The organism is Methylotenera versatilis 7 (assembly GCF_000799165.1).
GTDB classification, from domain to species: Bacteria; Pseudomonadota; Gammaproteobacteria; order Burkholderiales; family Methylophilaceae; genus Methylotenera_A; species Methylotenera_A versatilis_A.
The window spans coordinates 649,737-675,453 of sequence record NZ_JUGF01000001.1 but is presented as its reverse complement, the minus strand read 5'-3'; the positions used below and the strand labels follow the sequence as shown (position 1 = coordinate 675,453).

Here is a 25,717-nt window from a genome sequence, read left to right as displayed (position 1 = left end):
TTACAGGGATAATTAAATGCAAGCTTACTCATGCGATAAAGTCGCACTTTATAAAATCACGGGTCGCAAAATAATTGTTGCTGCCATTATTGCTGTTATGCCACAGCTTTCAATGGCCGAAGAGTTATTGCCAGAAACCTCAGTAAAAGAGACCTCTGCTAAGGAAACAGGAGTTGAGCAGCTACCAGAAGTTAAGGTGAGTGCTGACCAAGAAAAAACTAATGGTGTAGTGAATGGTTATGTGGCTAAACGTGCTAAAACTGCGACTAAAACCGATACGCCGATTATTGAAACGCCCCAGTCCATTTCAGTGATTACTTCTGATCAAATGCGCGATCAAAATGTGCAGTCTATACAAGATGCGCTGCGTTACAGTGCAGGTGTGGTTGCGGATCAATATGGCCTTGATTCACGCTCAGATAATATTTCTATACGTGGCATGGATGGAACGCAATATTTAGACGGCTTACGTCAAATAAATACGTATTACCAAGATATTGCACGGCCAGACCCTTTCACTCTGGAGCGTATTGAGATATTGCGCGGCCCTTCATCTATGCTGTTTGGTTCAGGTGGCGTCGGTGGTGTGGTAAATTTGGGGACTAAACGCCCACAAGAAGCTGCCCAGAATGAAATTGGCGTGTCTATTGGCAATTATGATAGCAAGCGAATTCAGGCAGACTTTACTGGCCCTGTGGCAGATACGGATAATTTATTTTATCGTCTAGTGTTTGTTGGTCGTGATAACGGTACGCAGGTTGACCATACTGAAGATAAACGAGTCATCGTTGCGCCGTCGCTGACTTGGAAAAACGATAAGACTACTGTTACCTTGCTTGCGCAGATTCAACGCAATGAAGTTAATTCTACTAATCAGTTTTTACCAATTTCAGGCATTTTAACGCCTAATCCCAATGGCAAAATTAAACATGACACGTTTATTGGCGACCCTGATACAGACAAATATAATACGGATTCCACATCATTTAGTTGGTTAATAGACCATCAATTTAATGACACTTTTAGCGTACATCAAAATGCACGCTATAACAGCAGCAAAAATACCTACAATGTTTTATACGGTAATGTGTTCGCGGCGGACCCTTTTGTTCCAGGCACTAATCAGCGCGTGATTAATCGCTATGTTGATTTTTCTAAAATTGATACAAAAAAATTCAATATTGATAATAATTTACAAGCTAAATTTTCTACCGACCGTACCACGCATACAGCGTTGTTTGGTGTGGATTACTCACGATTTAAACAAGACAGGAAAGGCTTTGGTGATGCAGGCTTAGGTAACCCAATTGATGTATTTAACCCTGTTTATACACCAGTTGATTACTCGGGTGTGGCGAGCTATCAAAACCCTACAGCTTATCAATTTCAAACAGGCGTTTATTTACAGGATCAAATTAAGTTTGATCAACATTGGGTCGCCACATTGGGTTTGCGCCACGATAGAGCAAGCAGTAAAAGTGACGGATCGCCTGCAATAGTGGATAAAAAAACGACTGGTCGTTATGGCCTCACGTATTTATTCGATAACGGCTGGGCGCCTTATGTGAGTTATGCTGAATCATTCCAACCAGTGGCTGGTACCGATAGAAGTGGCAAGGTTTTTAAACCGCAAGAGGGCGAGCAATACGAGTTGGGTGTTAAATATATGCCAGAAGGTAGTAAAACCAAATTTACTGCCGCTATTTTTGATTTAACAGATAAAAATCGTTTAACGCCAGATCCTTCAGGTGGACCATTCGATTCTATACAAAAAGCTGAAGTACGCTCACGTGGCTTAGAGTTGGAAGCGGCTACCAGCTTTGATAATAGGTTAGATCTGATTGCCAGTTATAGCTATACCAACGCCAAATACAATAAAAGTAATGTGCTTACGGAAAAAGGAAATCAAATCGAAGCTGTGCCTAAGCATTTGGCGACCGTTTGGGCGATTAAACATTTTGCAATCGGTGACATAGACGGTTTTCGCGCTGGTTTAGGTGTGCGTTACATTGGTGAATCTTACGATTCCACTGCAACTTTTAAAACGCCAGATGTCACACTCTTCGATGCGATGCTAGGGTTTGATCGCGGCGCGTGGCGTTACGCTTTAAATGCCAGCAATCTGACTGATAAAGAATATGTTGCGACTTGTCTTTCGCGCGGCGACTGCTGGCTTGGGCCTAAGAGAGTAGCTACAGCAACAGCAACCTATAACTTTTAATCAAATATTTTTTAGTAACTGTTTTTAACCTAGCTAGCCATTGTTTTCAGTTGTATCTGGCTAGCCAAATTTTTTAACTAAAGGAAATAAGAATGACCACACAAAAACTATTTACGACTTCAGTTGTTTTATTTGCTGTTTCTGCGGGCGTTTTGCTTGCAACACCCAAGGCGCAAGCGGCGGCTGCTTGTGAAATCACTATTGAATCAACCGATTCAATGACATTTAGCACCAAAAGTATCGATGTGAGTAAAACTTGTAAAGAGTTCACTATTAACCTTAAACATGTGGGTAAATTACCTAAAACTGTAATGGGTCATAATTTGGTGATTAGTAAAGACAGCGACAAAGCCGCTGTGTTAGAAGATGGCAGCAAAGCTGGCTTGCCTAGCGATTATGTAAAAGCTGGTGATGCACGTGTGATTGCATCTACTAAAATCATTGGTGGTGGTGAAACAGCCAGCACTAAATTTGCTGTGAGCAAATTGAATGCTAAAGATACTTTCGATTTTTACTGTTCTTTCCCTGGCCACGCTTTTATGATGAAGGGCGTTGTTAAGTTGGTATAAGTTTTTAAAAGCTACACACAATAAAAAAACGCCTGCAAATTTAAAGTTTGCAGGCGTTTTTTTATGTGCATGTTTTAAGTACGTATATTCAGCACATATTCTCTAAGGCATATATTTACTGATAGCGCAGTGCTTCAATCGGATTAAGCATGGCGGCCATGCGCGCAGGATAGAAGCCGAAGAACACACCGATGCTGGCTGCGACACTAAAAGCAATCAACACAGACTCGCTAGAGATAATGATTTCAGCTTGTGTGAATATACCAACTAGCACCGCGCCACCCACACCAATGCCAATACCAATCAGGCAGCCGACGATTGAGATCATGATGGCTTCTAATAGAAACTGCAGCAGAATATCGCGTTGACGTGCGCCAATTGCCATACGAATACCAATTTCACGTGTGCGTTCTGTGACTGATACCAGCATGATGTTCATGATGCCAATACCACCCACCAACAAAGATACAGAAGCAATTGCACCTAGTAACAATGACATGGTGCGGGCGGTTTCTGCGGCTGAGTTAGCAATCGCTGTCAGGTTGCGCACAGAAAAGTCACTGTCGGCGCCTTCGCGTATATTGTGGCGTTGATTCAGCAAGCCATTCATAGACTCTTCAAGTATCGACATCACATTATCAGACTCAGCTTGTACCAGAATCTGCCGTACGCTTCCTGGTAGCTGATTGCCAAATAGCTTACGTTGCGCGGTCGTCAGCGGCACAATAATCGTATCGTCCTGGTCGCGACCATCTAATGTCTGACCTTTACTGTCCAGCATGCCCAGAATCACGAAAGGACTTTGGTTGATACGAATGGTTTTGCCCACTGGATCAATATCTTCGCCAAAGATATTTTGTGCGACTGTTTTGCCAATTAAGGCAACGCGGGTGGCAGAGCGAATATCGGAGTCTGAAAATGCATAACCAGCGGATAACCCCCAAGAGCGGATATCTAAGTAACTGGGTGTGGTGCCAATAATATCGGTGTTCCAGTTATTGCTGCCGTACACAATTTGCGATTTTCCCATCGTGACAGGCGCAACGCCCGCTACATCATCCAGTTCACCAATGGCATTGGCATCTTTTACATTGAGTGATGGCGCATTTCCCGTGGCGGATCTGGCGCCTGCTACTCTAGGCGGACCAGACAACACTACAAATAAATTACTACCCATGGCACTGATAGAGCGTTTTACCGAAGCTTCTGCGCCTTGCCCAATCGCCATCATTAATACCACCGCGCTCACGCCAATGACCATACCCAGCATGGTTAAAAAGGTACGTAATCGGTTTGCCCCCATGGCGTGCCAGGCCTCTCCCAACATTGCACTAAACATCAGATTACCTCGCTTGATTCGTTATTGGTTGATACATGGCCGTTTGTCAATGTATCTTGCACGATTTTCCCATCCAGAAATCGCACTTGGCGTTTGGCATGTTCGGCAATATCTGTTTCATGCGTGACTAACACAATCGTAATACCTTCTTTATTTAACTGGCTAAATAGCGCCATAATCTCTTCACTGGTCACGCTATCCAAGTTACCTGTTGGCTCATCCGCAAGAATCAGGCGTGGATTGTTAATCAATGCACGTGCAATGGCTACGCGTTGCTGTTGACCGCCAGAAATTTGATTGGGGCGTGAGTTAATGTGGTTACCTAAGCCAACTTTCTCTAACAGCACTTTGGCGCGTGCATGACGCTCCGCCTTATCGATGTGCGAATACACTAAAGGCAGCGCAACGTTATCTAACAAACTGGAACGCGATAACAGGTTGAAACCTTGAAATACAAAGCCGATGGTTTTGTTGCGTACGCCAGCAACATCATTTTCTTCCATGGTGGCGACTGCATGACCATCCAATATATATTTCCCTTTAGTTGGTTTATCTAAGCAGCCTAGAATATTCATAAAGGTGGATTTACCTGAACCAGAGGGACCCATAATGGCCACATAATCGCCATTATCAATGCGCAGATTCACATCTTTCAGCACAGGGAAGGGCCCAGCCGCTGTTTGATATTCTTTAAATAACCCGCTTACATCGATAACATTTTTTTTTGTGGCTTTATTATTCTGTATGTTCTGTTGGTTTTGCATGGCTAAGTCCAACTAGAACATTCTTGGCGCACGTTGAGCGCTGCCGCCAGCTTTAGGCTGATCATTTGCCAGCATATCGCCCACAATTACTTTGTCACCTGCATTTAAATCGCGTGCAGTAATGGCGGTAAATCGGCCATCTGTAATACCAACATGTATTCTTACCTCTGTTGGTTTACCGTCTTTTAATATGTAGATTTTGCCAGCAGTTAAATCTTCCGCTTTGTTGCCATTTTTACCGCCACCATTTCTACCGCCAGCACCTCTTTTTCTCTCACCATTTTTGCCAGCTTCTGGTTTTTTGTCACCACTTGTATTAGCTGTAGCACTAGCTTCTTCATCCACTTTTGGTTTGTAACGTAGTGCGGCATTCGGCACTAATAGTGATTGCTGTGCATTTGCTACAGCAATGTTCACATAAGCGGTCATACCTGGTAACAAAGTTAAATCGCTATTATCAACAGACACAACCACGTTGTAAGTAACCACATTAGATGTATTGGTTGAGTTTAAGCGTACTTGTTTAACGACACCCTCAAAATTGCGATTAGGGAATGCATCGACATTAAACTTAACTTTCTGACCATCTTTAATTTTGCCAATATCCGCTTCGGCAAAACTGGTATCAATCTGCATTTTCGACAAGTCTTGGGCAATCTGAATCAGAGTAGGGGTTTGAAAACTTGCCGCAACCGTTTGACCAACATCCACCACGCGATTCACGACAATGCCGGAAACCGGTGAGCGAATAATGGTGAAGTTTAAATTAGTTTGATCGCGTGTTAACAATCCGCGTGCGCTATCCAGCTGCGCTCTGGCAGATTTAAGCACTTGTACTGCGGTGTCTAGCTCTTGTTTTGAAACGAATTCTTGCGCATAGAGTTCACGAATACGTTTTTCATTGGCAACGGCTAAATCGACAGATGCCTGGTAATTGCGCACGCTACTTTGCGATTGCGTGATTGCCGCTGAAGATAGCGCACTATCTAATTCAAGCAACACCTGATCTTTTTTAACGGTATCGTTAAAATCCACATACAGCTTTCTGACAATCCCCGAAATTTGCGTACCCACGCTGATTAAACTGACAGGATTCAAGGTGCCGTTGGCAGAAACCGTCTGCTCAATATCGCCTCGTGTGACTTCATCTAATCGGTATAGATCTTCCGGTTTAGGTTGGTGTGTCTTTTCATAATAGTAATAAGCACCAGCAGCAATTGCCGCTAATATAATGATAACTAGGATTTTTTTAAGTAATTTCATATCGGTTATTTGTAACGATTAATTGGTAGATAGTGTGGAATTAGGTAAAGATTGAATCATGGCATTATCCAGTGCGCCCATGGCTTGCGCTAAAGTGGCGCGTGCGATGTTTGAATTGAGTGCTGCCTGAATTTTCTGTTGATTCGCAGAGGCCAGCGCACTTTGTGCGTTTAGCGTATCGATAATGTTGCCAACGCCTGCTTTATAGCGCCCTAAAGCCACGCGGTAAGATTGTTCTGCACTGGTCACTAATATTTCTGTCGCAGTCACCGACTCAAGTGCGGTGCGCAAACTTTGATAAGCCGACCACACATCTAATGAAATTTGCAGGCGTAAGCGATCGCGTTGTGCAGCGCGTAAATCAGCTGTTGCTTCTGCCGCGCGAATTCGATAGGTTGGGGCGTAACCAGCAAATAATGGAATCGATACGGTTAAACCTAAAGTTGAATTGTTGCTTGAGCTTAATTGAGAGCCGTCTTGCAGGTTATTCGACATGGAAACAGAAATCGTTGGTTTAGATGCCGCTTTGCTGGCATCAATATTTGCCTGGGCCGCTTTTACTTGCGCTTCGCTGGCGACTAAATCCGGGCGGCGTGTACTAGCCTGTTCAATCAATGTATTCACATCTTCCAAAATGTTTGCTGGCGGATTGCTCGTATTTGCAATCAATACCACTTTTTGATTCGCAGGCAAACCCATCACATTGACCAGATTTCCGTATGCGATTTGCAGATTACCTTCGCTGGTAATTCGCGTGAGTGTTAATTGCGCAAAAGCGGTTTGCGCTTGCAGCTTATCTGCAGGCGTTGAAACGCCTGCTTTATATCGCGCATCGGCCGCCTTAAAACTTTCCTCGCTGGCACGTTCTGCTTCACGTGCTGCATCCAGTGCCGCAATGTTGGCTTGTACCTGATAATAAGCCACAGTTGCGGTCAACAATACACTTTGTACCGTGCTGCTTTGGCTGGCGCTGGCCGAGAGCAATAGTTGGCGCGCATTTTCCAGGTTGGCATTTCGATTGCCAAAATCATATAGGAGATAACTGGCAACCAAGCTGTTGCTTAAATTCATCGTGGGATTGCTGCGCGAGCTGGATTCCGGATTTGATATACCCAAACTGGTCGAAATGTTATCGTTTAACGATGGCAGATAAGCCGATTTTGCAATACCTAACTGCGCTGCCTGTACGCGCGCGCTTGCCCAAACCTCGCTGGTTTGCGGGTTGTTACAAAGACTAGTATCGGCCACTTCTGCCAAAGTAATCGGTTTGCTTAAATCCACATTGCCGCAAGGCGCATTCGGTTCTCTGTAGCCATCTGGAATTTTGGGTAGGGTGTAAATCTGTGTTTTAAGCGGATCGTCATCTTTGTACCAAATAGAGTCTTGTGCAAAGGCCGGAATGCTAAGACTTGCCAATGCAATTATTAGTAAATGTTTGTTCATTCTATTTTTTAAACCATTCAATCTATTCATTAATCTTTTTTAATTAGTGTACGAATACAGTTAAAAGAAAGCTATTTTCCAAATATGGACCTATAAAATATGACTCAGTGAAAGATTGTACTGAAACACAAGGCGAATCATACATAAGGCTTGCAATTATAAATGAGAACAGTTATCATTCGCTGCTTAATTTACATAAATTTTGAAAACTTTACACCGATTTACAAGTGCCTGCAGAAAAGACATGTCAGGCGCTAAAAAATAGCAAAAAAATGGCCTATGTATTGAAAAACAGGGCATCAAAAAAGCTAGTATAAAAAATAGGTCATTTAAGATGGCTATATAAAGTATTCAATAAAAAGTAATCAATTAGAATTATTAACAAACCATGTCAAGCCAGCCAACGGATCATCCTCTAGCCAGCCAGATACAACTTTAAATAGAGGGAAGAACCATGAGTCATATCCGTAGTCGCAAACACAACCCCACTCGCATCGCTGCGATGGTTGCTGCCACTTTTTCAATCGCTGCCGGCGCACAATATGCAAATGCAGCAGATGAAGCGGCAGAGTTGCCAGAAGTTAGTGTTAAATCTCAAAAAGAAGTGCCTTTTAAAGCGGATGAATCTGCCAGCCAAAAGTTCACTAAGCCTTTGCTTGATACTACGCAAACTGTGCAAGTGATTAAGAAAGAGTTGTTGCGCGAACAAGGCGTTTATTCTTTGACTGACGCGCTACGCAACACTCCTGGTATTACTATCCAGTTGGGCGAAAACGGCAATACTTCAGCAGGTGATACTTTCTCAATGCGTGGCTTCAATGCTTCAAACCAATTGTTTGTCGATGGTATTCGTGATCTTGGTGCGGTTTCACGTGATGTGTTTAACTTAGAGCAAGTAGAAGTAATAAAAGGCCCAGCTGGCGCAGATATTGGCCGTGGTGCAGCAGGTGGTTACATTAACTTAATCAGTAAACTACCAAGCTTAGATGGCAAAAACTATGCAACCGTGGGCTATGGTACAGCGGATAAAAAACGTGCAACGCTTGATGTAAACCAAGCGGTTGGCGATACAACTGCCGTACGTTTAAATGCGTTGATTTCTGATGGTAATGTGGAAAAACGCGATGAAGTCGATAACCAAAACTTCTCACTCGCGCCTTCTATCGGTTTTGGTATCGGTACGGATACGCGTTTCTACCTATATTCACAACATGTTCGTCAAGACAATACACCTGATGGCGGTATTCCAACGATTGGTATGAAAGGCTTTTACAGAGCGCCTACCGTGTCTACTGGTGCGCCTGGACCAACAGCCGCGCAAATTTTAGAAGCGCAGCGTATTAATGCTGGTAGAAAAGTTGACCGTGAGAATTTCTACGGTAGCGATAATGATTATGAAAAAGTCGATGCGGATATGATTACCGCTAAATTTGAGCACGATTTAACGCCAAATATGACAATTCGTAATATTTCACGCTATGGTAAAACGAATGTTGACCGTGTTGTAACAGGTGTAAATGCAATATCTGCCCCAGCTGCTACAGGCGCAGACCCAGATACTTGGACTTTAAGTCGTTCACGTCAACGTATTGACCGTGATGACGAAATCCTAGTTAACCAAACTAGTCTCAATAGTATCTTTGATATCGGTGGATTTAAAAACTCATTTGTTGGTGGCCTTGAGTTTATGCATGAAAGCCAAAAAAGCAAAGGTTTTGGTACTAGCACGCAAACAGTTAACGGTGTAGCTTATACCGCAATCAGCAACCCGAATGCAAACCTCTACAATCCAAATGAAAATGATTTATTGGGTATACCTTATGCTATTCCTGGCACTACTACTGATGGAAAAACGACAACAGCGGCAATTTATGCGTTTGATACAGTTGATCTAACTGATCAATGGCAAGTGAATGCTGGTTTGCGTTATGAGCATTACAATACCAGAACTACAGCGGGTACGATTGTTACTGGTGGTGCTAATGGTAACCAGGCCTCATTTCCAGGATACGCAGTTGGTTCAATAGCGCCTTCAGGCGGTAGTGCTTCTGATAATTTATTAAGTTGGAAAACAGGTTTACTATTTAAGCCTGCAACAAATGGTAGTATTTACGCGTCTTATGCAACATCGTATACGCCACCAGGCAGCGCAAATTTTGCTTTAGTTTCTACTGCCAATAATCAGAACAACGGTGCGCTTGACCCACAAAAAACCGACAACGTTGAAGTTGGTACTAAATGGGATTTGTTAAATAACCAGTTAAATATTTCAGCCGCTGTTTTCCGCACAGAAAATGACAAGCAAACTTCATTGAATGACTTGTTGCAACCTGAGCAAATTGGCAAAACTCGTGTAACCGGTATTGAATTGCTTGCTGTTGGACAATTAACAGAACACTGGCAGTTATCAGCAGGCGTGACTAAATTGAATGCCAAGGCGATAGATCAGCAAAGTCAAAATAATGCCGGCGTTGTTTCTGTAACGAATGGTGTGCGTTGGACGCCTGATTACAGCGCGACACTTTGGACACAATATCAGTTCAATGGATTTACGATTGGTGGCGGTGCGCGTTATATGGGCGAACAGAAAAAGTTGGTTACAATTACTGATTCTGCAACCAATAACACCCCAGTTATCGATTCTTATGTTGTAGCTGATGCGATGGTGGCTTATGCAGTGAACAAGAACTTAAACTTGCGTCTCAATGTATATAACTTGTTCGATAAAGAATATGTTGAAACATTGAACAATGGTGGTTCACGTGTGCGTTTAGGTTTGCCACGTTCTGCAATGATGACAGCAGAGTTTATGTTTTAAATAAAGTAAGGTAAGCTTAAAGCCCGTCCGCAGATGCTGGCGGGCTTTTTTATTATATGTGAGTTTCAGTTTTCCAAACTTACTATGTGTTTTCAAATTACTAAGTGTTTCCAAATTAATTAACTGCAGGATATTTTATGCTTTTACATGTTCCCGAGGTGTTAACTAAGGCGCAAGTTGCAACACTTCGTCGCACACTTGACACTGGTTCGTGGGTGGATGGCGCAGCAACCGCAGGGCCGTTAGCGGCAGAGGCCAAACATAATCTGCAATTTTCAACCGAATCCTCGGATTATTCCGCACTTTCTCAATCCATTATTACTGCGTTAGAACGACATCCCTTATTTGTTTCTGCGGCATTGCCAAAACGTATTTTGCCGCCTATGTTTAATCGTTATGCTGGCGGACATACTTATGGCAATCATATTGATAATGCGGTTCAAACCGATAGACGTAATGGCGAACGGATATTGACTGATGTGTCTGTGACGGTATTCCTATCAGAACCAGAGGATTATGAAGGTGGCGAGCTGATCGTTGAGGATACCTATGGTAGCCATGAAGTGAAATTGCCAGCAGGCGATGCGATTGTTTATCCATCAACCAGTTTGCATCGAGTTGAGCCGGTGATATCGGGCGAACGCGTGGCCTCATTTCTATGGGTACAAAGTTTGGTGCGCGATGCCTGGCATCGCAATATGCTGTTTAATCTGGATATGACTTTGTTGAAACTAAGAGGCCAAATTGGCAATACAGAAGAAATTGTGGCGTTAACTGGCCATTATCATAATCTCTTAAGGCAATGGGGTTAAGCAATGGTGCAATTAATGCCAGCGACACCTTTGACTGCGATTCCAACAGATATCGTCTGCGCGGCAGATTATGAGCGGTATGCACGCAATCATATTAACGATGCAGCTTGGGCATATTTACAAGGTGGCGCGGCAGATGAATTAACCTTTGCTGCAAATTGTGACGCTTGGCGTAAATTGGAGTTATGGCCGCGAGCACTTGCTGATGTGCGCAACGGACACACACGCTGTACGCTTTTTGGTGACACGCTGGCGCATCCGATTATTCTGGCACCAGTTGCAACCCAGCGCGTTTTTCATGCAGAAGGTGAATTGGCCAGTGTGCTGGCGGCAGGTGTGATGGGCAGTGCAGCAGTGGTTTCGACACAGGCGTCAATCTCACTGGAAAATGTTGCCGAAAATGCGCAGGGCCCATTATGGTTTCAGCTTTATTGGCAGGGTAGCCGTGCAGCAACACTAACCTTAATAAAACGTGCGGAAGCAGCAGGGTATCGCGCCTTGGTTTTTACTGTCGATGCGCCGATATCTGGCGTACGTAATCGCGAACAGCGCGCTGGTTTTTCTGTGCCCGGGCAAGTAACTCAAGTAAATGTTCCACCAATTACATTGCCAATATTGCAGGAAGGAAAAAGCGCTGTATTTGATGGCTTTATGGCGATAGCGCCAGTTTGGGATGATATCAATTGGCTGGTTAACCATATCAGTCTGCCCATTTTATTTAAAGGCATTATGCATGCTGATGACGCAAGTCGAGCAGTGACAGCCGGTGCGGCAGGTATTGTTGTTTCTAATCATGGCGGACGGGTATTAGATAGCGTGCCAGCAACACTTTCAGCACTTTCTGGCGTTGTTGCAGCAGTAAATGGTGCAGTGCCGGTGCTAGTGGATGGCGGCATTCGGCGCGGTACGGATATCATTAAAGCGCGTGCGTTGGGCGCAACTGCGGTCATGATTGGCCGTCCTTACATTCATGCACTGGCAACCGCTGGTGCGTTGGGTGTTGCACATCTGATTCGTTTGTTACGCGAAGAGTTAGAAATCGCCATGGCTTTGACTGGATGCAAAACGCTGGATGATATTAATCAGAGTGTTTTACGTACAGATTCTGCTACAGAGATACTTTAAATTAGTACCCACAACTTAATTCTTTGAATCTAAAAAACCTTAACAACTTAAATACTTTAAGAAATTTATTCAGCATGACCAAAACGAAGGCACAAAAGAACGCGCAACGCGGCAATACAATCAGATTGCTTAGAAAGATACATGGCTGGTTAGGTTTGTGGGGCGCCATTCTTGGGCTACTTTTTGGTGTCAGTGGATTTTTATTGAACCATCGCGCTGTGATGAAGATTCCTGCTGTGCAAATGGAGGAAACCGAGATTCAGTTAGCGGTATCTACACCGTATCCAACAGACGTTAAAGCGTTTACAAGGTTTATTCAAACAAGCTTAAATATTGGTGCAGAGCCAGTTAAGCCAAAGCCCGGCAAAGGTGGAAAACCTGAGCGCGATGCGAAATTTATGGATAAAGATATTAAACAGCCACAGGCATTTAATATTGATTTTCAATTGCCGCAAGCGCGTATTGAAGCGGAATATATTGTCGGCAACCAATTTGCAACCGTAAAACGCCAAGATGCTAATTTATGGGGTTTTTTAACCCGCATGCACAAAGGAGTAGGAGCGAATACGGGTTGGATTTTATTGGTAGATTCAATTGCAGGTGCGATGTTGGTGCTTTCGATAACTGGCGTTTTATTGTGGACTAAAATGCGTCAATCACGTTTGATTCTGTCGGGTTTAATGGGTGTTTCAACTATCTTGGCGGTATGGTTTACGCTAATGATGATGTGACTATTTAAATACCGACAGAGATTAGGGTTCTTTAAAGTAATAAAACCACTGAAAGGTGGTTTTATTGTCTGTAGCTAGTATTTTTAGGCGGGCATATAAAAAAAACAATCAACCATCTGTAGTTTCAACCCTACAATAGGCAAGGCATCGGGAGTTTTTCCTAATGTTAAATGTGTAAGAGTCTATATTATTCAATGCAAATAAATAACTTCAAACAAGCTCCAGGGTTTATGAGTCTTCAGTTAAAACTAAATCTCATTATTACTAGTCTGCTCATATTCCTACTCGGTGTGAGCGCCTATTTTGTCATAGAGAACGCTAGGGAAGATGTGCGTGCAGAAGTCAACTCAACTGCCAATTTAGTCCTGCACTTGCTGGATGCTGAAATTGTGCATTACACCTCGGATTATGGCTGGCTGAACCGTTACTCTAGTGGTGAAACGTCGATATTTAGATTGGGGAAATTAGGTGATATCCGGCATTTAAGAATCGATTTTTATGATGCGAATGGTCGATTGCGCGAAACTAACGTTGATGCCCGTGGAACACATCTTAAAAAATTACCGCCGGCCTGGTTTATTAAGTCAATGGATCTATCCAGTATTGGCACGGAAGAGCGGCGTAAAAGTATTGTACTGAATGGTCGTTTTTTAGGCGATTTGGTTGTTACGCCAGACCCCAGCTATGAAATTATCGAGGTGTGGGAAGACACGGTTGGCCTGCTGGGGTTGGTGGGCGTGTTTTTTGTGTTGATGAATGTGCTGGCTTATATTGCGGTGCGTTACACTTTTAAACCCGTTAAGCAGATTTTAGAAGCGTTAACTCAAGTTGAACAGGGTCAGTTTAATAGCCGCTTGCCCAATTTTAAACAGATTGAATTGCAAGGCATTGGGCAGAAATTCAACGCGATGGCAGATACCTTGCAATTGAGTACGCAAAATAATCATCGGCTAACTCAACAAATTATCCGTTTGCAAGAAGATGAACGTAAAAACCTGGCGCAAGATATTCATGATGAGATTGGTCAATATTTAACCGCCATCCACGTAGATGCCAGTGCGATTTTAGGCGCAAAAAAAATGGCGACAGCAAAGGAAAGTGCCGGTGCAATTAGCAACATTACGCGTCAAATGATGACAACGATCCATGAGCTTTTACAGCGCTTGCGCCCGCGCGTATTGGATGAGTTGGGACTTGGCTTGGCATTGGCTGAACTGATTCATAGCTGGCGGCAACGTAATCGAAATATTGCGCTGATTCACAATATTAATAGCGATTTAGGGCAGGTGGATGAATCCGTTGCCATCACGGCTTATCGAGTCATGCAAGAGTGTTTAACCAATGTAAGCAAGCATGCTAAAGCGCAGCAGTTAACCATTAATGTGTCTCAAGATGACAGATATGTTCGCCTGGAAATTGAAGACGATGGACTAGGTTTTGATGCAACTAAAAACAGCAATGGCTACGGCCTGGCCGGCATGAAAGAACGTGTACAAGGCCTGTTTGGCAGTATGACAATTAATACATCCATCGGTGGCGGCACACAAATAACCGTGTTGTTGCCCAAACAGAATAACCAATTCAGTGAAGCGATCACACATGAACACGACTAAGATTATTTTGGCAGATGACCACGAAGTAGTACGGTCTGGTTTGCGTCGATTATTAGAGCTAAATAAAGGTCTGGAAGTGATTGCCGAAGCGGAATCTGGCGAGCAGGCCTATCAATTATATGGCGAGTTCCTGCCCGATATTGTGGTGATGGATCTTTCCATGCCGGGCATGGGCGGGCTAGAAGCGGCCAAGCGTATCTTGCAACGTTACACACAGGCCAAAATCATCATATTTTCGATGCATGAAGCCGTCTCATTTGCCTCGCAAGCGCTTAAGGCAGGCGTTCGTGGCTATGTGACTAAAACAGGTGTTGCTGATGACCTGTTAACGGCAATCACAGAAGTGGCACGTGGAAAAACGTTTTTAAGTGCAGAGATTGCACAAAAAGTAGCGCTGCAAACATTGATGGGTAATGATGATCCCTTGCATCAGCTTTCATCACGCGAGTTTGAAATATTCAGATTGCTAGCCGAAGGTCGAAAGGTGGAAGAAGTTGCAGAAATGCTCAAAATTAGCCAAAAAACTGTTGCGAATTATTACACCATGATTAAGCAAAAGTTAGGTGTTTCCAGCCCGATAGAAATGGTGCGACTAGCGATCAGACACGGTTTAATAGATGGCTAGTGCTGATTAAAGCTGAAGTTAAGTCCTATAGGCTAGCTAGAAAGTTAAGTTAAAAAAAAGCCACGCAATATTAAGTTGCGTGGCTTTTAAAGGGGTGTAACTTTTTGACGGCTACTAGTTAACTTTGGAGATAACTAAGTATTAATGTACGTTATTTGATGGCTTTAATCACAGGAAAGTAGGCTTGAAGATATCGGGATTTTATCCCGACACAATTGTCGGCCAATCAATATTCAATATTAAGTGGTTATTTGACCACAGATGCCAATTCGCAAGTCACCTTTGGAGTTTAATGGCTTGTGTGTCTTTAAAGCGTAATGCTCAAAATAAAGGTTTGGTTGGCTTATCACTCATATGGTTGTAAACAACCACATGGAACCAAAAAATTGATGCTATCAGCCAAATCAATCCAGCCAGTTGATACCTTTCCCGCTTGATTAATAAATTTATTTATTAAAATCAATAAGTTAAATTATTTATTGTTAATGGAATGAAATTTGCTATTTAAAAACATGGCAAATATTTCTATTTATTCTTTATTTAATTTAGCGTCAGTTGAATGCGCTGTAATTAAATTTAGAACCATTTAATTTGGCACAACTTATGTACGATTTAAATACATACAATGTAAATAACACAAATTTAGAGGTGACAGGTGCTAGTCTGCAGGTGGTTGGGCAGGCTGTGCATACCAATGTAGAGCTTAGTTGCTTAACAGTTGCTGATGTTTACATGCACCATTATCGCTGGCTGGTTAATTTTCTAAACAGAAAACTAAGCTGTTCGCACAGGGCGGCTGATCTTGCGCAAGATACCTTTGTACGGGTCATTGCCAAGCAAAATACGATAGCGATCAATACCTTAGTGATGGATGAAGCCAGATCGTTGCTGACCACTATTGCAAAAGGTTTGTTGATTGACCATTACAGGCATCAGGCGATTGAGAGTGCTTATTTAAATGCACTGGCGCAAATGACAGAGTCGCAAGTGCCATCACCTGAAGAAAATGCGCTAATTCTAGAAACCTTGCAGCAGATTAATCAAATGCTAGAAGGTTTGTCTGTGAAATCGCGTCGCATATTCTTGCTCTCCCAATTAGATGGGATGACTTATCCAGAGATCGCTAAACAGCTCAATATTTCGCTCAGCTGTGTGCAAAAACACATGACACAAACTTATGCTGCTTGTTATGCGGTGCGTTATCAAACTTAAAGTTTTAAGCGAGTTATTTCCTTCAGTATTGATTAAATAATCTACATATTCATCATGCAAAATCCATTTACACACTCTGCGGCCATCCATCCAAAAATTGTTCAGGAGGCAATTAATTGGATGGTGAAATTGCAATCAGGTATTGCGAGTAGCCAGGATTTAGAAGGGTGTAACGATTGGCGTGGAGAAAACCCACAACATGAAGCTGCGTGGCAGCAATTACAAAGTCTGACTTACAATCTTAAGGCCGTGCCATCCAACCTCGCGCATGCAACTTTAGAGCAGGATGGTTTGGTTAAATTGCGCGTAAATGTAGATAAAAAATTACAAGATAGACGAAGCGCACTGAAATCGATTGCAGTATTGGCTGGTGTTGGTACGTTTGCATTTAGTGGTTACCGCTTTGCGCCTTGGCAGCAAATGTTGGCAGACCATGCAACCGGAGTTGGCGAGCAACGCACGGTGATGCTGGCAGATGGCTCACGCATGATGCTTAACACCAATAGTGCGGTAAATATCTATTACGATAGAAATCAGCGGTTAATAGAGTTAGTAAAAGGTGAAGTACTGATTACGACGGCGCATGAATCTGCTGCGCTTTATCGACCATTGAGCGTGCAAACTGCACAAGGTAACGTGCGCGCAATGGGCACGCACTTTTTAGTGCGCCAGCAAGAAAATACAACTTTGGCTGCAGTATACGAAGGTGCTTTAGAAGTTCGACCAAAAAACGCCGCACTTGCTATTCACCTTAATGCAGGCCAACAGCTGATTTTTAGTGCGAATCAAACAGGAAAAGTGACACCAGCTGACCCGAATTTAAATGCTTGGTCAGATGGTGTGCTGATTGCCAATAATATGCGTTTGGCGGATTTTGTAGAGGAGCTTGATCGTTACTGGCAAGGGAAAATTACTTGTGACGAATCTGCAAAAAATATCACGATATCTGGCGTATTCCCATTAAAAGATACTGATAAAGTGATTGAGACGTTACAGCAAACATTGCCGATTGATGCGGTAACGCGCATGCGTTATTGGACAGTATTAGTTAAGCGTAGCTAGTTTTTTTAAATTAATTAATTTTTTTGAATATTCTTGCTTGAAAATTTTTATTAATCATTTAAGTTATTAAAAATTAATAACTTAAATATATTTATTAAAGTAAATAATTAATAAACACATAGCTTACTTTAGCTAATTATTAAGTATATTTCGTATTAATTTCCTAAAAATAAATATTTTTGTAACTGTTTTTACAGTTTTTTGCATCTCGTTCGGTATAGCAATTAGAAGCTAAATAATCTATCGAATTGCAAAGGTAAGAACATGGCAAAGTATAAAAAATTCGGCATTAAGGCCAAACCAACTACTTCTCATCAGCACCTGCTTTTAAATACGGGTTTACCGCAATTTTCTGCATTACCAAATTTCCGCAGAAAACGATTGCCGACATTGATTTTGGCGATGAGTTTAAGTTTTGTATCAGGTCTGTTTTATGCGCCGTACTCCAGCGCAGAAACAGCCTTTAGTGCCAATACCCGTAAAACCTATGATATTCCTGCCGGGCCATTAGATGATGCTTTAAACCGATTTGCAAGACAATCTGGCGTCTATTTATCATTTGCACCAGCGATTGCGCAAGGCAAGGAAACAAGAGGCTTAAAGGGTGAATATAACGTCAATGAAGGCTTTGCCATATTATTATCTGGCAGTGGTTTGCAAGCAGTAAGCGATCAGCGTGGCGGTTATTTTTTAGACAAATTGCCACCAGCCGTTAGAAATAGCAAAGATGTTGACCTAGAGCTAAAAGAAACCGTGGTAAAAGCCAGACGCTTTAAAGATGTTGGGCCGTTACCAGGACTTAATTTAACCAAAGAGCAGATTCCCGGCAATATTCAAAGCATCTCAGCCAAGGAAATTAAAGAAGCACATTCGTTAAGTCTGGCAGATTTACTTAACTCTAAATTGCAGTCCGTTAACGTCAATGATTATCAAGGCAACCCATTTCAAATGGATGTGACTTATCGTGGTTTTACCGCTTCTCCGCAATTAGGTACGCCACAAGGATTAAGTGTTTTCTTTGATGGTATCCGCGTTAACGAGCCATTTGGCGATGTAGTGAATTGGGACATGATTCCCATGAATGCGTTAGGCGGCTTTGATATATTTCCTGGTTCAAATCCTTTATTTGGTCTCAATACTTTAGGTGGCGCATTGTCGATGAAAACCAAAAGTGGTTTTACTGATGAAGGCATTTCTGCAGAGATTTTAAAAGGTTCTTATGGGCGTAAGCAGTTACAGGCATCTGGTGGTTGGAACAACGGCAGCATTGCAGCATTTGCTGCTGCTAATATTTTTCTGGAAGATGGCTGGCGCGACAATTCACCCAGTGAGGTTAATCAGGCATTTGGTAAGCTGGAGTGGCAGGGTGAACGCTTATCTTTAGGTCTTTCTACTTTAGCTGTTCTCAATAAATTAAAAGGTAATGGTACAGTGCCGCAAGAGTTATATCGACAGGATGCCAGTTCGGTATTTACGTCTCCCGATGAAACCAAAAACAAGCTATTGCAATTTCAAATATCTGCGGCATTCGATGTAAACGACACGTTTAATATTACTGGTCAGGTTTATAACCGCAACAGCAAACGTAACTCCACCACTGGCGATATTATTGACCAGGAAACGTTCAATAATAGTGACCGTAGCTATCACATGTATGGAACAAGGTTGCCTAATAGTGAGCCAGGGATTGTCTGTGCGTATGCTGATGCAGATAACGACGGTATTCCTAATTACTATGTTCTGAACGATGATGTGAGATGGGATTTTCTTACCGGTGTATTCATGGGCAACCCTGATTACAACTTGGTCAGTTATAACGCCGAATTACCTACTGAAGTTTCAGATGGTTTGAAGACGGTTTTTAAATCCGGTGTGTGGGATGTTTTTGTCAATGATATAGCCGAAGGCCCATCAACCAATCCGTTCTTTATAACGGCCGATCAGTTTATAGGTGCAAATGCTTTTGGCTGGGGCTTTCAGTTTGAGCAGGATGGTGTAACAAAATATGCATTTGCTGCACCCGCGTTAAATGCCGACACTTGCAGAACGGAACGGGAATGGAATCAAGGATCGATTCCAAGCCAGCCATATACGGATAGAGATGGTGCCAATGGCTATACCGATAATGGCATGGGCACAGGAACCGGAGTAATAGAAGGTACGCCAACCGCTGTTATTACCAACTCTAATATTCAGCAATCAGGCAAAGGTGCGGCGGTACAGTTTAACTTTAACTTTGACCAGCATAAATTAATGCTGGGGACATCCATCGATAAAGCGGACGCCAGTTATGTAGGTAAATCACGCTTAGCCTTGATGGATAATAAACGCAATGTATTTAGTGATCCAAGCCAGTTAGGTGAAGAGTTTTACGCTGCAGACCATGATTTAACGATTAATGATTTCGAGGGCACATCCACTACTAAAAGTGTTTATTTCAGCGAAACCTGGTCACCGATACAAACGCTTAATCTGTCTGCTTCTGCACGTTACAATACGACCAAAATTAATAATTTGCTGGCGCCTACAAAAGCAGAGCGCCGACTGGCAGATCTGTTCTATCAGAATCGCTATCCCTTTGCTGTGATATGTTCCGGTAACGATTTATCTAACTGCCCTTATAGTATTGATAGCCCAATTCCAGCCGATATTTACTGGGATCAATTGGTTCAGGAAAGCATCAGAAATGATCCTAGATTTGGTGCCAGCATCTTAGATAAGCCAGCCAGAGAAAAATTTTCCTATTACTCACTTAACCCATCTGTTGGCGCTACTTGGCAAGCTAAGCCTAATTTAAATCTCTATGCGAACTGGAATCAGGGCACGCGTGCACCATCCGTGATTGAGCTGGGTTGTGCGTATGACGACACCTTGATACAAAGCCCTTATTATGGCGGTTTGGCACCTCGCAGCCTGGTAGAAGGGCGTGGCTGTAAGCTCCCAAGCTCATTATCTGGCGACCCTTATTTACCGCAAGTACAAGCACAAACAGTGGAGGCTGGCGCACGCGGAAAATTTGGGGATTTCCTGGAGTGGAATGTCAGTGCTTATCGCACAGAAGTAAAAGATGACATTAACTTGGTCTCTGTTACCAGTGAATTGAGCTTTTTCCAGGATGTAGGTAACACACGTCGCCAAGGTATAGAGTTTGGTTTGGCGGGGGAGTATGGAAAATCGGATTTCAGAATCAACTATTCGCTGACCGAAGCGACTTATCAATCTTATTTCAAAACGGTCAGCCCTAATAATAGCTCGCGTGGTCTAGTGTTGGGTCCTGATTACAATATGATTCAGGTTAAGCCTGGCAACGTAATGCCTGGCGTGCCTTTCAATAATATCAACTTTAACTGGGGTTATAAATTTACCCCTAAATTCAAAGCTAATCTGAATGTTGTTGCGCACAGTGGCTCGTTCTTACGCGGCAATGAAAATAATGCACATACGCCTAGCCCAGGAAGAGTGGTTACTTTCCAGCAAGGGTATCAATTTAAAACACCTGATAATAATTACTCAGGTACTGCACCTGGTTACGCCGTGCTGAATATGAATGCCCGCTATGATTTAGGAAGAGGCTGGGCGACGACAGTGTTGGTTAATAACGTTTTGGATAAAAAATATTATACCGCTGGACGATTAGGCACTAACCCATTTGCGCCATCTAGGTATGGTGCAATCGGCGCAGGGGGATTTAATTACAACTCATCTGAATGGATACCATCTCAGTTCATTTCAGCCGGTGCCCCAAGAGGTGTTTGGGTGGCGCTAAGCTATGATTTTGACAGATCCAGAAAATCTGAGATTCCTTCAACTGGCATAACAATGACAGAGCCTGATCGTTCTGAATTGCCCAGTTCGCCTGCATTAACGAGTGAAGAGATTGCTTTAAACAAAGCGCTTAATAACGTAAAAGCATTGCCAATACTAAAACGCGGTAATGCTAATGCGGCTACGCAGGTCGCAGAACAAGAAGTTGCTGTTGCTGTTGAGGTTTGGCGTCAATCATTAGCTAAAAACGATGCAGAAGCCTATGTTAAAAATTATGCCTCTAGTTTTACGCCGACCAGTACTTCAACAGTAAAAGTTAACGGTGAAAATGGGCGCGAAATTTGGATAGAGCAACAAAAAATGCAATTTGTCAGCAATGCAGTTTCATCTGTCGCCGTTAACGATATCGTTGTTGCGTCACAAGGCAAAAAAATGGTGGCTGTATTTAACCAGGCGTTAGTACGCGGTCAACAGCAAGAGCTTGTTCGCAAAGTGCTGACATTTGAGCAGCAGGAAGGTAATTGGAAAATCATTCGCGAGCATAGTTTGCCAGTTGGCAACAAAGTGGCTAATCCGATTGTTCCCGTTAAAAACTCTGTATCGAATGTTTCGCAGATTAATTCAATTAAGCAAAAAAATAGCAAATTAAGTAAGCCATTAAAAGTAAGCAGCGCAAGCTATGCGGAGGTTAAATAATGAATCAATATCACACTTATAAAAAAAGCTTACTGGTAACAAATGTATTGTTAGCATTGGCCGCAATGTTAACGCCTAATTTTGCACAAGCCGCCTGTATCGATAATGGCGATGGCACATTTACCTGTAGCGGAGACTCTGAAAACAATAATGCGTTGTTAGAAGGAGCAATCACCTTGGATAATGCCAGCGGCCCTGTAACGCTCACAAACCGTACTACAGATGGCAATACATTGACAGGACCAGGGTTCACCGACATTTATGGAACATTCTTTCCTGATATTGGTGCAATATTAAGAAATACAGGCTCAACGGTAGAGCAAGTCAGTACTTTAGCTTCAAATGGTGGTTCAGCCATCGTCATTAATAATCTAGGCGGTAAGATTATGATGGATGGGTCAGCTAGGGCATTTGATCCTAGTGCTTGGACAAATGATGTAAATGGCTTGCTGTACAACAATGGCATATTGGCGGGTTATGCTTCTGCTATTCACGCTGATGCTTCTACCACTTCATTAACCGTCAATAACACCAGTATTGATGATGGAGTTTTTTATCCGGATCTTCAGTCTGTTGGTTTTCCTGCTTCTATCGGAGCCAGCGGGCAAAATTCAGCAGCGATATTTACCAACGCTGCTTCTTTAACTGTTAACAATAATGCTGTAATGGATAGTGTCGTCAGTTTCGCTGGCGCAAATTATACCGCGCCAGTATTATTAGATGGATCGCAGTATGCAACGAATGTCACTGCAGGAAACACGGTGATTAATGGTAGTCCACTTAGCTATATGGGTAACGTTTACGTCGTGGATAAAAATCCGCTATTAACCAGTGCACAAGCAGCTAATCCGTCATTGGTTCTGGCATATGGCCCCGAAGATGTTGGCCCTAGAAATAGCATTATCAATCTGGATCAAAGCACGATCGGTAATCTTTACTTGGGTTCAGGCGCGCACGTTGTGAATAATGCAGAAGGCAGAATCGGCAATATTTTTGTAGATCAAAGTGACTCGGAAGTGGTAAGCGTAGTAGGTGGTGTTGCTAACCCATTATACAAAGTGCATGGTGACCGCACGTTTACACTGAATTCAAGTTCCCTTAATAGTAGCCAGCCCAATATTGGTGATATTACGATTAACGATGTTGCGGGTTCTGTGAATACCATCAATTTAACGATGGCTGTGAACACCTATATTTATAATACCTTTACCGCACAAGGTCTAGGCCATAACACGCTTAATATTAATTGTTTTGATCAATACCAAAATGCGTTCAGTGCCCAAAGCCCTTGTAATTGGCAGTTAAGCAATGTGACTGGTTTTACGGATTTTAATTTAAGCGGAGTGGGTTTTGTTTTATATGGCAATTACAACGTCACGGGTGATATTAATTTAACTGCCAAGAATTTTGACTTTGATTCCAGATCCAGCATGACAGCGAATAATGTGATTATTGGCGCTAATTCTAGCCTTAATGCACCGGGCGGTGTCACAGCATTTAATAAAACCATGGGTAGCATTACAGGTAACCTCATTAATAATGGCACCATCAATGTTGGCGATGCTACGTTGAATGTAAGTGGCGATGTGATGATGAATGCTGGTTCCAAATACATCGTTGACATTGGCCGTACTCAAGTCGGTCAGATTAATGCACTTGGTAATACTACTTTTTCAAGTGGCAGTATTTTAACGCCAACCATTAATCCAAATGCATTCGCAAAAGATGGCGATAGTCATTTGGTAGCCACTAACGCAATAGGTATACCTACAGTACAAAACGGGGATGGTTTTGTGCAATGGATCGCAAACGATGTTTCTGGAGATTTGTTTCTTACAGCTGATCTTACTGTGCCTGATGTGTTGCTATCTCGGGTAACGCCCGCAGCAGTAAACGCAGTCGATGCATTTTTCTCATATAAGGGTAATGATCGATTAGCACTTGAGTTACAAGCAGAATTACAGCAGTTTAAAGGCGTAGATGTGATTCGTGCTTCTGAAAGGTTGCGCCCGGAAGTCAATGATGGCGCTATCCGCATGGTGCTGGGCAATACCGATAAGATATTTAATATCATCAACAGTCGCTTGGTGAGTAGTTATTTACCAGCCAGCAATTATGCTTCGTTTGCTGAGCCAGTGATGACAGCTGCAACTGAAAGCGGCACATTGTCAGATGCTTCAAATACTACATCAAACCCCAGTTCTAAAGCGATATGGGTACAGGGGTTTGGTGATCGTGGCACTCAGGAGACTTTACAGGGAGCCGATGGGTATAGCTTATCATCGGCTGGTGTAGTGATGGGGGCGGACCGTGAGTTAGATGACTATGAGGACTTGCGCTTGGGCTTTGCCGCTGGTTATGCGCGTGGCAATCTTACCAATGCCGGCAGCACGGTAAATAACCGTTTAGATACCAATAGTTTTTTTGCTGCGGCTTATGGAACCAAGAATTACGACAACTGGTATTTAAATGCAGCTCTGGGTATTGGGCGCAATACTTATGACTCACGTCGCCAATTAGTGCAAAACACGGCGACAGGACAACATGATAGCTGGCAACTATCTAGCCGTCTGGATGCCGGATGGCCAATTCTGGTAGACGATAACTTAACGTTCGTACCAATGGCATCTTTAGATTATACCCATCTTAAAGAAAGCAGCTATCGCGAGAATGGTAAGGTTTCAAAAATCGTTCTGGATTACAGCAGAACAGATATTCCACCGCAACCCGTATTGGTAAATGGTTTACCACAATTTTCTCTGGAAAGCTCGCCTATCAACTTGGCTGTACAAAGCCGTAGTTTTGATTCTATACGCGCAGGCTTGGGCGGAAAGGTTATTTACAGCCTGCAAGAAGACACTTGGGGTGCAGAATTGGAATTGCACGGTATGTATCGCCATGAATTTGGCGATATAGCACAAGATAGTACAGCGCGTTTTGTATTCGGTGGGAGTAGCTTTAGCAGCCCAGGTATCAAGCCGATTAGAGATGATCTAATCGTGGGCGGTAGCATACGTTTAACCAGTGATGATGAGAATGATCAAATTACATTGCTTACAAGCTATGACGCTAATTTCCGTGAGAAATATTTTGGGCAAATCGTGTCTTTAAATCTGCGCTATGATTTTGATCAGGCACCGCGATATATAAAAAGCGCAAATGCAAGACTAGCGGCAGCAAAAGCGAAACAAGTTCCTACGCAATTGGTTGGAGCAAGTGAAAAAGATATTGCGGAAATACAGGCGGCTATTCAGGCTGATCCTGCCGATGATGGAGTAAGTATTGTAGATGCTGAGAAACAGGTCGCGATTGATAAAACGATTAAAACCTGGGCAACGGCACTGAGCAATAAAAGCTTGGATGTTTACTTTAATAGCTACGCCGCTAATTTTGTTACGCCGGATGGCAGTACTAGACAGCAGTGGGAACGCAAACGTAAAACTGAAATCAGCAAAGATGATCATTCTGCTATCAAGATTTCTTACCTGACTATTAAGCCCAGTGGTGATCATGCTGTCGCTGTTTTTACACAAACACTGGCCGCTGGAGAAGAGCAGGAATCACTACAAAAAGTGGTGGATTTAGAAAACAGAAATGGCCGTTGGTTAATTGTGCGTGAAGACAGTATTGTTTTGTCAGACTAAAGTAGTGAAAACTTA

Annotated in this window: 16 protein-coding genes; 12 read left to right on the top strand and 4 right to left on the bottom strand. The window is 42.9% G+C overall.

Annotated features, from left to right (window positions below; genetic code table 11):
• Positions 1 to 16 precede the first annotated feature (16 nt).
• A complete protein-coding gene (locus tag K370_RS02960; protein WP_052185152.1) occupies positions 17 to 2,221 on the top strand; it encodes a TonB-dependent siderophore receptor in 2,205 nt (734 codons plus the stop codon).
• A gap of 92 nt (positions 2,222 to 2,313) precedes the next feature.
• On the top strand, positions 2,314 to 2,790 hold the full coding sequence (gene azu / locus K370_RS02955; protein WP_047538047.1) for an azurin: 477 nt from the start codon (positions 2,314 to 2,316) through the stop codon (positions 2,788 to 2,790).
• Positions 2,791 to 2,905: 115 nt separating this feature from the next.
• On the opposite strand, the gene K370_RS02950 is transcribed toward azu, so the two are convergent.
• The 4 genes from K370_RS02950 to K370_RS02935 are packed head-to-tail and all read right to left on the bottom strand — an operon-like array spanning position 2,906 to position 7,599.
• Positions 2,906 to 4,129 (bottom strand): ABC transporter permease, encoded by a 1,224-nt coding sequence (locus K370_RS02950; RefSeq protein ID WP_047538045.1) that lies wholly within the window; start codon positions 4,127 to 4,129, stop codon positions 2,906 to 2,908.
• Entirely contained in the window at positions 4,129 to 4,893 is a 765-nt protein-coding gene (locus K370_RS02945; protein ID WP_047538917.1) for an ABC transporter ATP-binding protein, read from the bottom strand. Before K370_RS02945 ends, K370_RS02950 begins: the two co-directional genes overlap by 1 nt.
• Positions 4,894 to 4,905: 12 nt before the next feature.
• The gene (locus tag K370_RS02940; RefSeq protein WP_047538044.1) at positions 4,906 to 6,156 is read right to left on the bottom strand and encodes an efflux RND transporter periplasmic adaptor subunit; all 1,251 of its coding nucleotides are present in this window, start codon (positions 6,154 to 6,156) and stop codon (positions 4,906 to 4,908) included.
• Positions 6,157 to 6,174: 18 nt separating this feature from the next.
• Entirely contained in the window at positions 6,175 to 7,599 is a 1,425-nt protein-coding gene (locus K370_RS02935) for a TolC family protein (protein WP_047538914.1), read from the bottom strand.
• 454 nt (positions 7,600 to 8,053) lie between these two features.
• On the opposite strand from K370_RS02935, the gene K370_RS02930 reads away from it, so the two are divergent.
• From K370_RS02930 to K370_RS02885, 10 genes are all read left to right on the top strand, one after another.
• Positions 8,054 to 10,417 (top strand): catecholate siderophore receptor Fiu, encoded by a 2,364-nt coding sequence (locus K370_RS02930; protein ID WP_047538041.1) that lies wholly within the window; start codon positions 8,054 to 8,056, stop codon positions 10,415 to 10,417.
• Positions 10,418 to 10,554: 137 nt separating this feature from the next.
• Positions 10,555 to 11,229, top strand: coding sequence for a Fe2+-dependent dioxygenase (locus tag K370_RS02925; RefSeq protein WP_047538038.1), 675 nt, complete (start codon positions 10,555 to 10,557; stop codon positions 11,227 to 11,229).
• 15 nt (positions 11,230 to 11,244) lie between these two features.
• On the top strand, positions 11,245 to 12,354 hold the full coding sequence (locus K370_RS02920; RefSeq protein WP_052185169.1) for an alpha-hydroxy acid oxidase: 1,110 nt from the start codon (positions 11,245 to 11,247) through the stop codon (positions 12,352 to 12,354).
• 74 nt (positions 12,355 to 12,428) lie between these two features.
• Positions 12,429 to 13,085: a PepSY-associated TM helix domain-containing protein gene (locus K370_RS02915; RefSeq protein ID WP_047538034.1), complete on the top strand. Its 657-nt coding sequence runs from the start codon at positions 12,429 to 12,431 to the stop codon at positions 13,083 to 13,085.
• Positions 13,086 to 13,315: 230 nt separating this feature from the next.
• The gene (locus K370_RS02910) at positions 13,316 to 14,698 is read left to right on the top strand and encodes a histidine kinase (protein ID WP_047538031.1); all 1,383 of its coding nucleotides are present in this window, start codon (positions 13,316 to 13,318) and stop codon (positions 14,696 to 14,698) included.
• Positions 14,685 to 15,323: a response regulator transcription factor gene (locus K370_RS02905; RefSeq protein ID WP_047538028.1), complete on the top strand. Its 639-nt coding sequence runs from the start codon at positions 14,685 to 14,687 to the stop codon at positions 15,321 to 15,323. Before K370_RS02910 ends, K370_RS02905 begins: the two co-directional genes overlap by 14 nt.
• A 603-nt stretch (positions 15,324 to 15,926) precedes the next feature.
• On the top strand, positions 15,927 to 16,535 hold the full coding sequence (locus tag K370_RS02900; RefSeq protein WP_081977138.1) for a sigma-70 family RNA polymerase sigma factor: 609 nt from the start codon (positions 15,927 to 15,929) through the stop codon (positions 16,533 to 16,535).
• Positions 16,536 to 16,589: 54 nt separating this feature from the next.
• The gene (locus tag K370_RS02895; RefSeq protein WP_052185151.1) at positions 16,590 to 17,597 is read left to right on the top strand and encodes a FecR domain-containing protein; all 1,008 of its coding nucleotides are present in this window, start codon (positions 16,590 to 16,592) and stop codon (positions 17,595 to 17,597) included.
• Between the two features lie 264 nt (positions 17,598 to 17,861).
• The gene (locus K370_RS02890) at positions 17,862 to 22,058 is read left to right on the top strand and encodes a TonB-dependent receptor domain-containing protein (protein WP_235272670.1); all 4,197 of its coding nucleotides are present in this window, start codon (positions 17,862 to 17,864) and stop codon (positions 22,056 to 22,058) included.
• A complete protein-coding gene (locus K370_RS02885) occupies positions 22,058 to 25,702 on the top strand; it encodes an autotransporter domain-containing protein (protein WP_047538025.1) in 3,645 nt (1,214 codons plus the stop codon). The genes K370_RS02890 and K370_RS02885 overlap by 1 nt, the downstream gene beginning before the upstream one ends.
• The last annotated feature ends 15 nt before the right edge of the window (positions 25,703 to 25,717 follow it).

What these genes read in the sequence shown, in the direction of transcription:
- K370_RS02960 (WP_052185152.1), top strand. Translation starts at nt 17, where the DNA reads ATGCAAGCTTACTCATGCGATAAAGTCGCACTTTATAAAATCACGGGT.
- azu (WP_047538047.1), top strand. Translation starts at nt 2,314, where the DNA reads ATGACCACACAAAAACTATTTACGACTTCAGTTGTTTTATTTGCTGTT.
- K370_RS02950 (WP_047538045.1), bottom strand. Translation starts at nt 4,129, where the DNA reads ATGTTTAGTGCAATGTTGGGAGAGGCCTGGCACGCCATGGGGGCAAAC.
- K370_RS02945 (WP_047538917.1), bottom strand. Translation starts at nt 4,893, where the DNA reads ATGCAAAACCAACAGAACATACAGAATAATAAAGCCACAAAAAAAAAT.
- K370_RS02940 (WP_047538044.1), bottom strand. Translation starts at nt 6,156, where the DNA reads ATGAAATTACTTAAAAAAATCCTAGTTATCATTATATTAGCGGCAATT.
- K370_RS02935 (WP_047538914.1), bottom strand. Translation starts at nt 7,599, where the DNA reads ATGAACAAACATTTACTAATAATTGCATTGGCAAGTCTTAGCATTCCG.
- K370_RS02930 (WP_047538041.1), top strand. Translation starts at nt 8,054, where the DNA reads ATGAGTCATATCCGTAGTCGCAAACACAACCCCACTCGCATCGCTGCG.
- K370_RS02925 (WP_047538038.1), top strand. Translation starts at nt 10,555, where the DNA reads ATGCTTTTACATGTTCCCGAGGTGTTAACTAAGGCGCAAGTTGCAACA.
- K370_RS02920 (WP_052185169.1), top strand. Translation starts at nt 11,245, where the DNA reads ATGCCAGCGACACCTTTGACTGCGATTCCAACAGATATCGTCTGCGCG.
- K370_RS02915 (WP_047538034.1), top strand. Translation starts at nt 12,429, where the DNA reads ATGACCAAAACGAAGGCACAAAAGAACGCGCAACGCGGCAATACAATC.
- K370_RS02910 (WP_047538031.1), top strand. Translation starts at nt 13,316, where the DNA reads ATGAGTCTTCAGTTAAAACTAAATCTCATTATTACTAGTCTGCTCATA.
- K370_RS02905 (WP_047538028.1), top strand. Translation starts at nt 14,685, where the DNA reads ATGAACACGACTAAGATTATTTTGGCAGATGACCACGAAGTAGTACGG.
- K370_RS02900 (WP_081977138.1), top strand. Translation starts at nt 15,927, where the DNA reads ATGTACGATTTAAATACATACAATGTAAATAACACAAATTTAGAGGTG.
- K370_RS02895 (WP_052185151.1), top strand. Translation starts at nt 16,590, where the DNA reads ATGCAAAATCCATTTACACACTCTGCGGCCATCCATCCAAAAATTGTT.
- K370_RS02890 (WP_235272670.1), top strand. Translation starts at nt 17,862, where the DNA reads ATGGCAAAGTATAAAAAATTCGGCATTAAGGCCAAACCAACTACTTCT.
- K370_RS02885 (WP_047538025.1), top strand. Translation starts at nt 22,058, where the DNA reads ATGAATCAATATCACACTTATAAAAAAAGCTTACTGGTAACAAATGTA.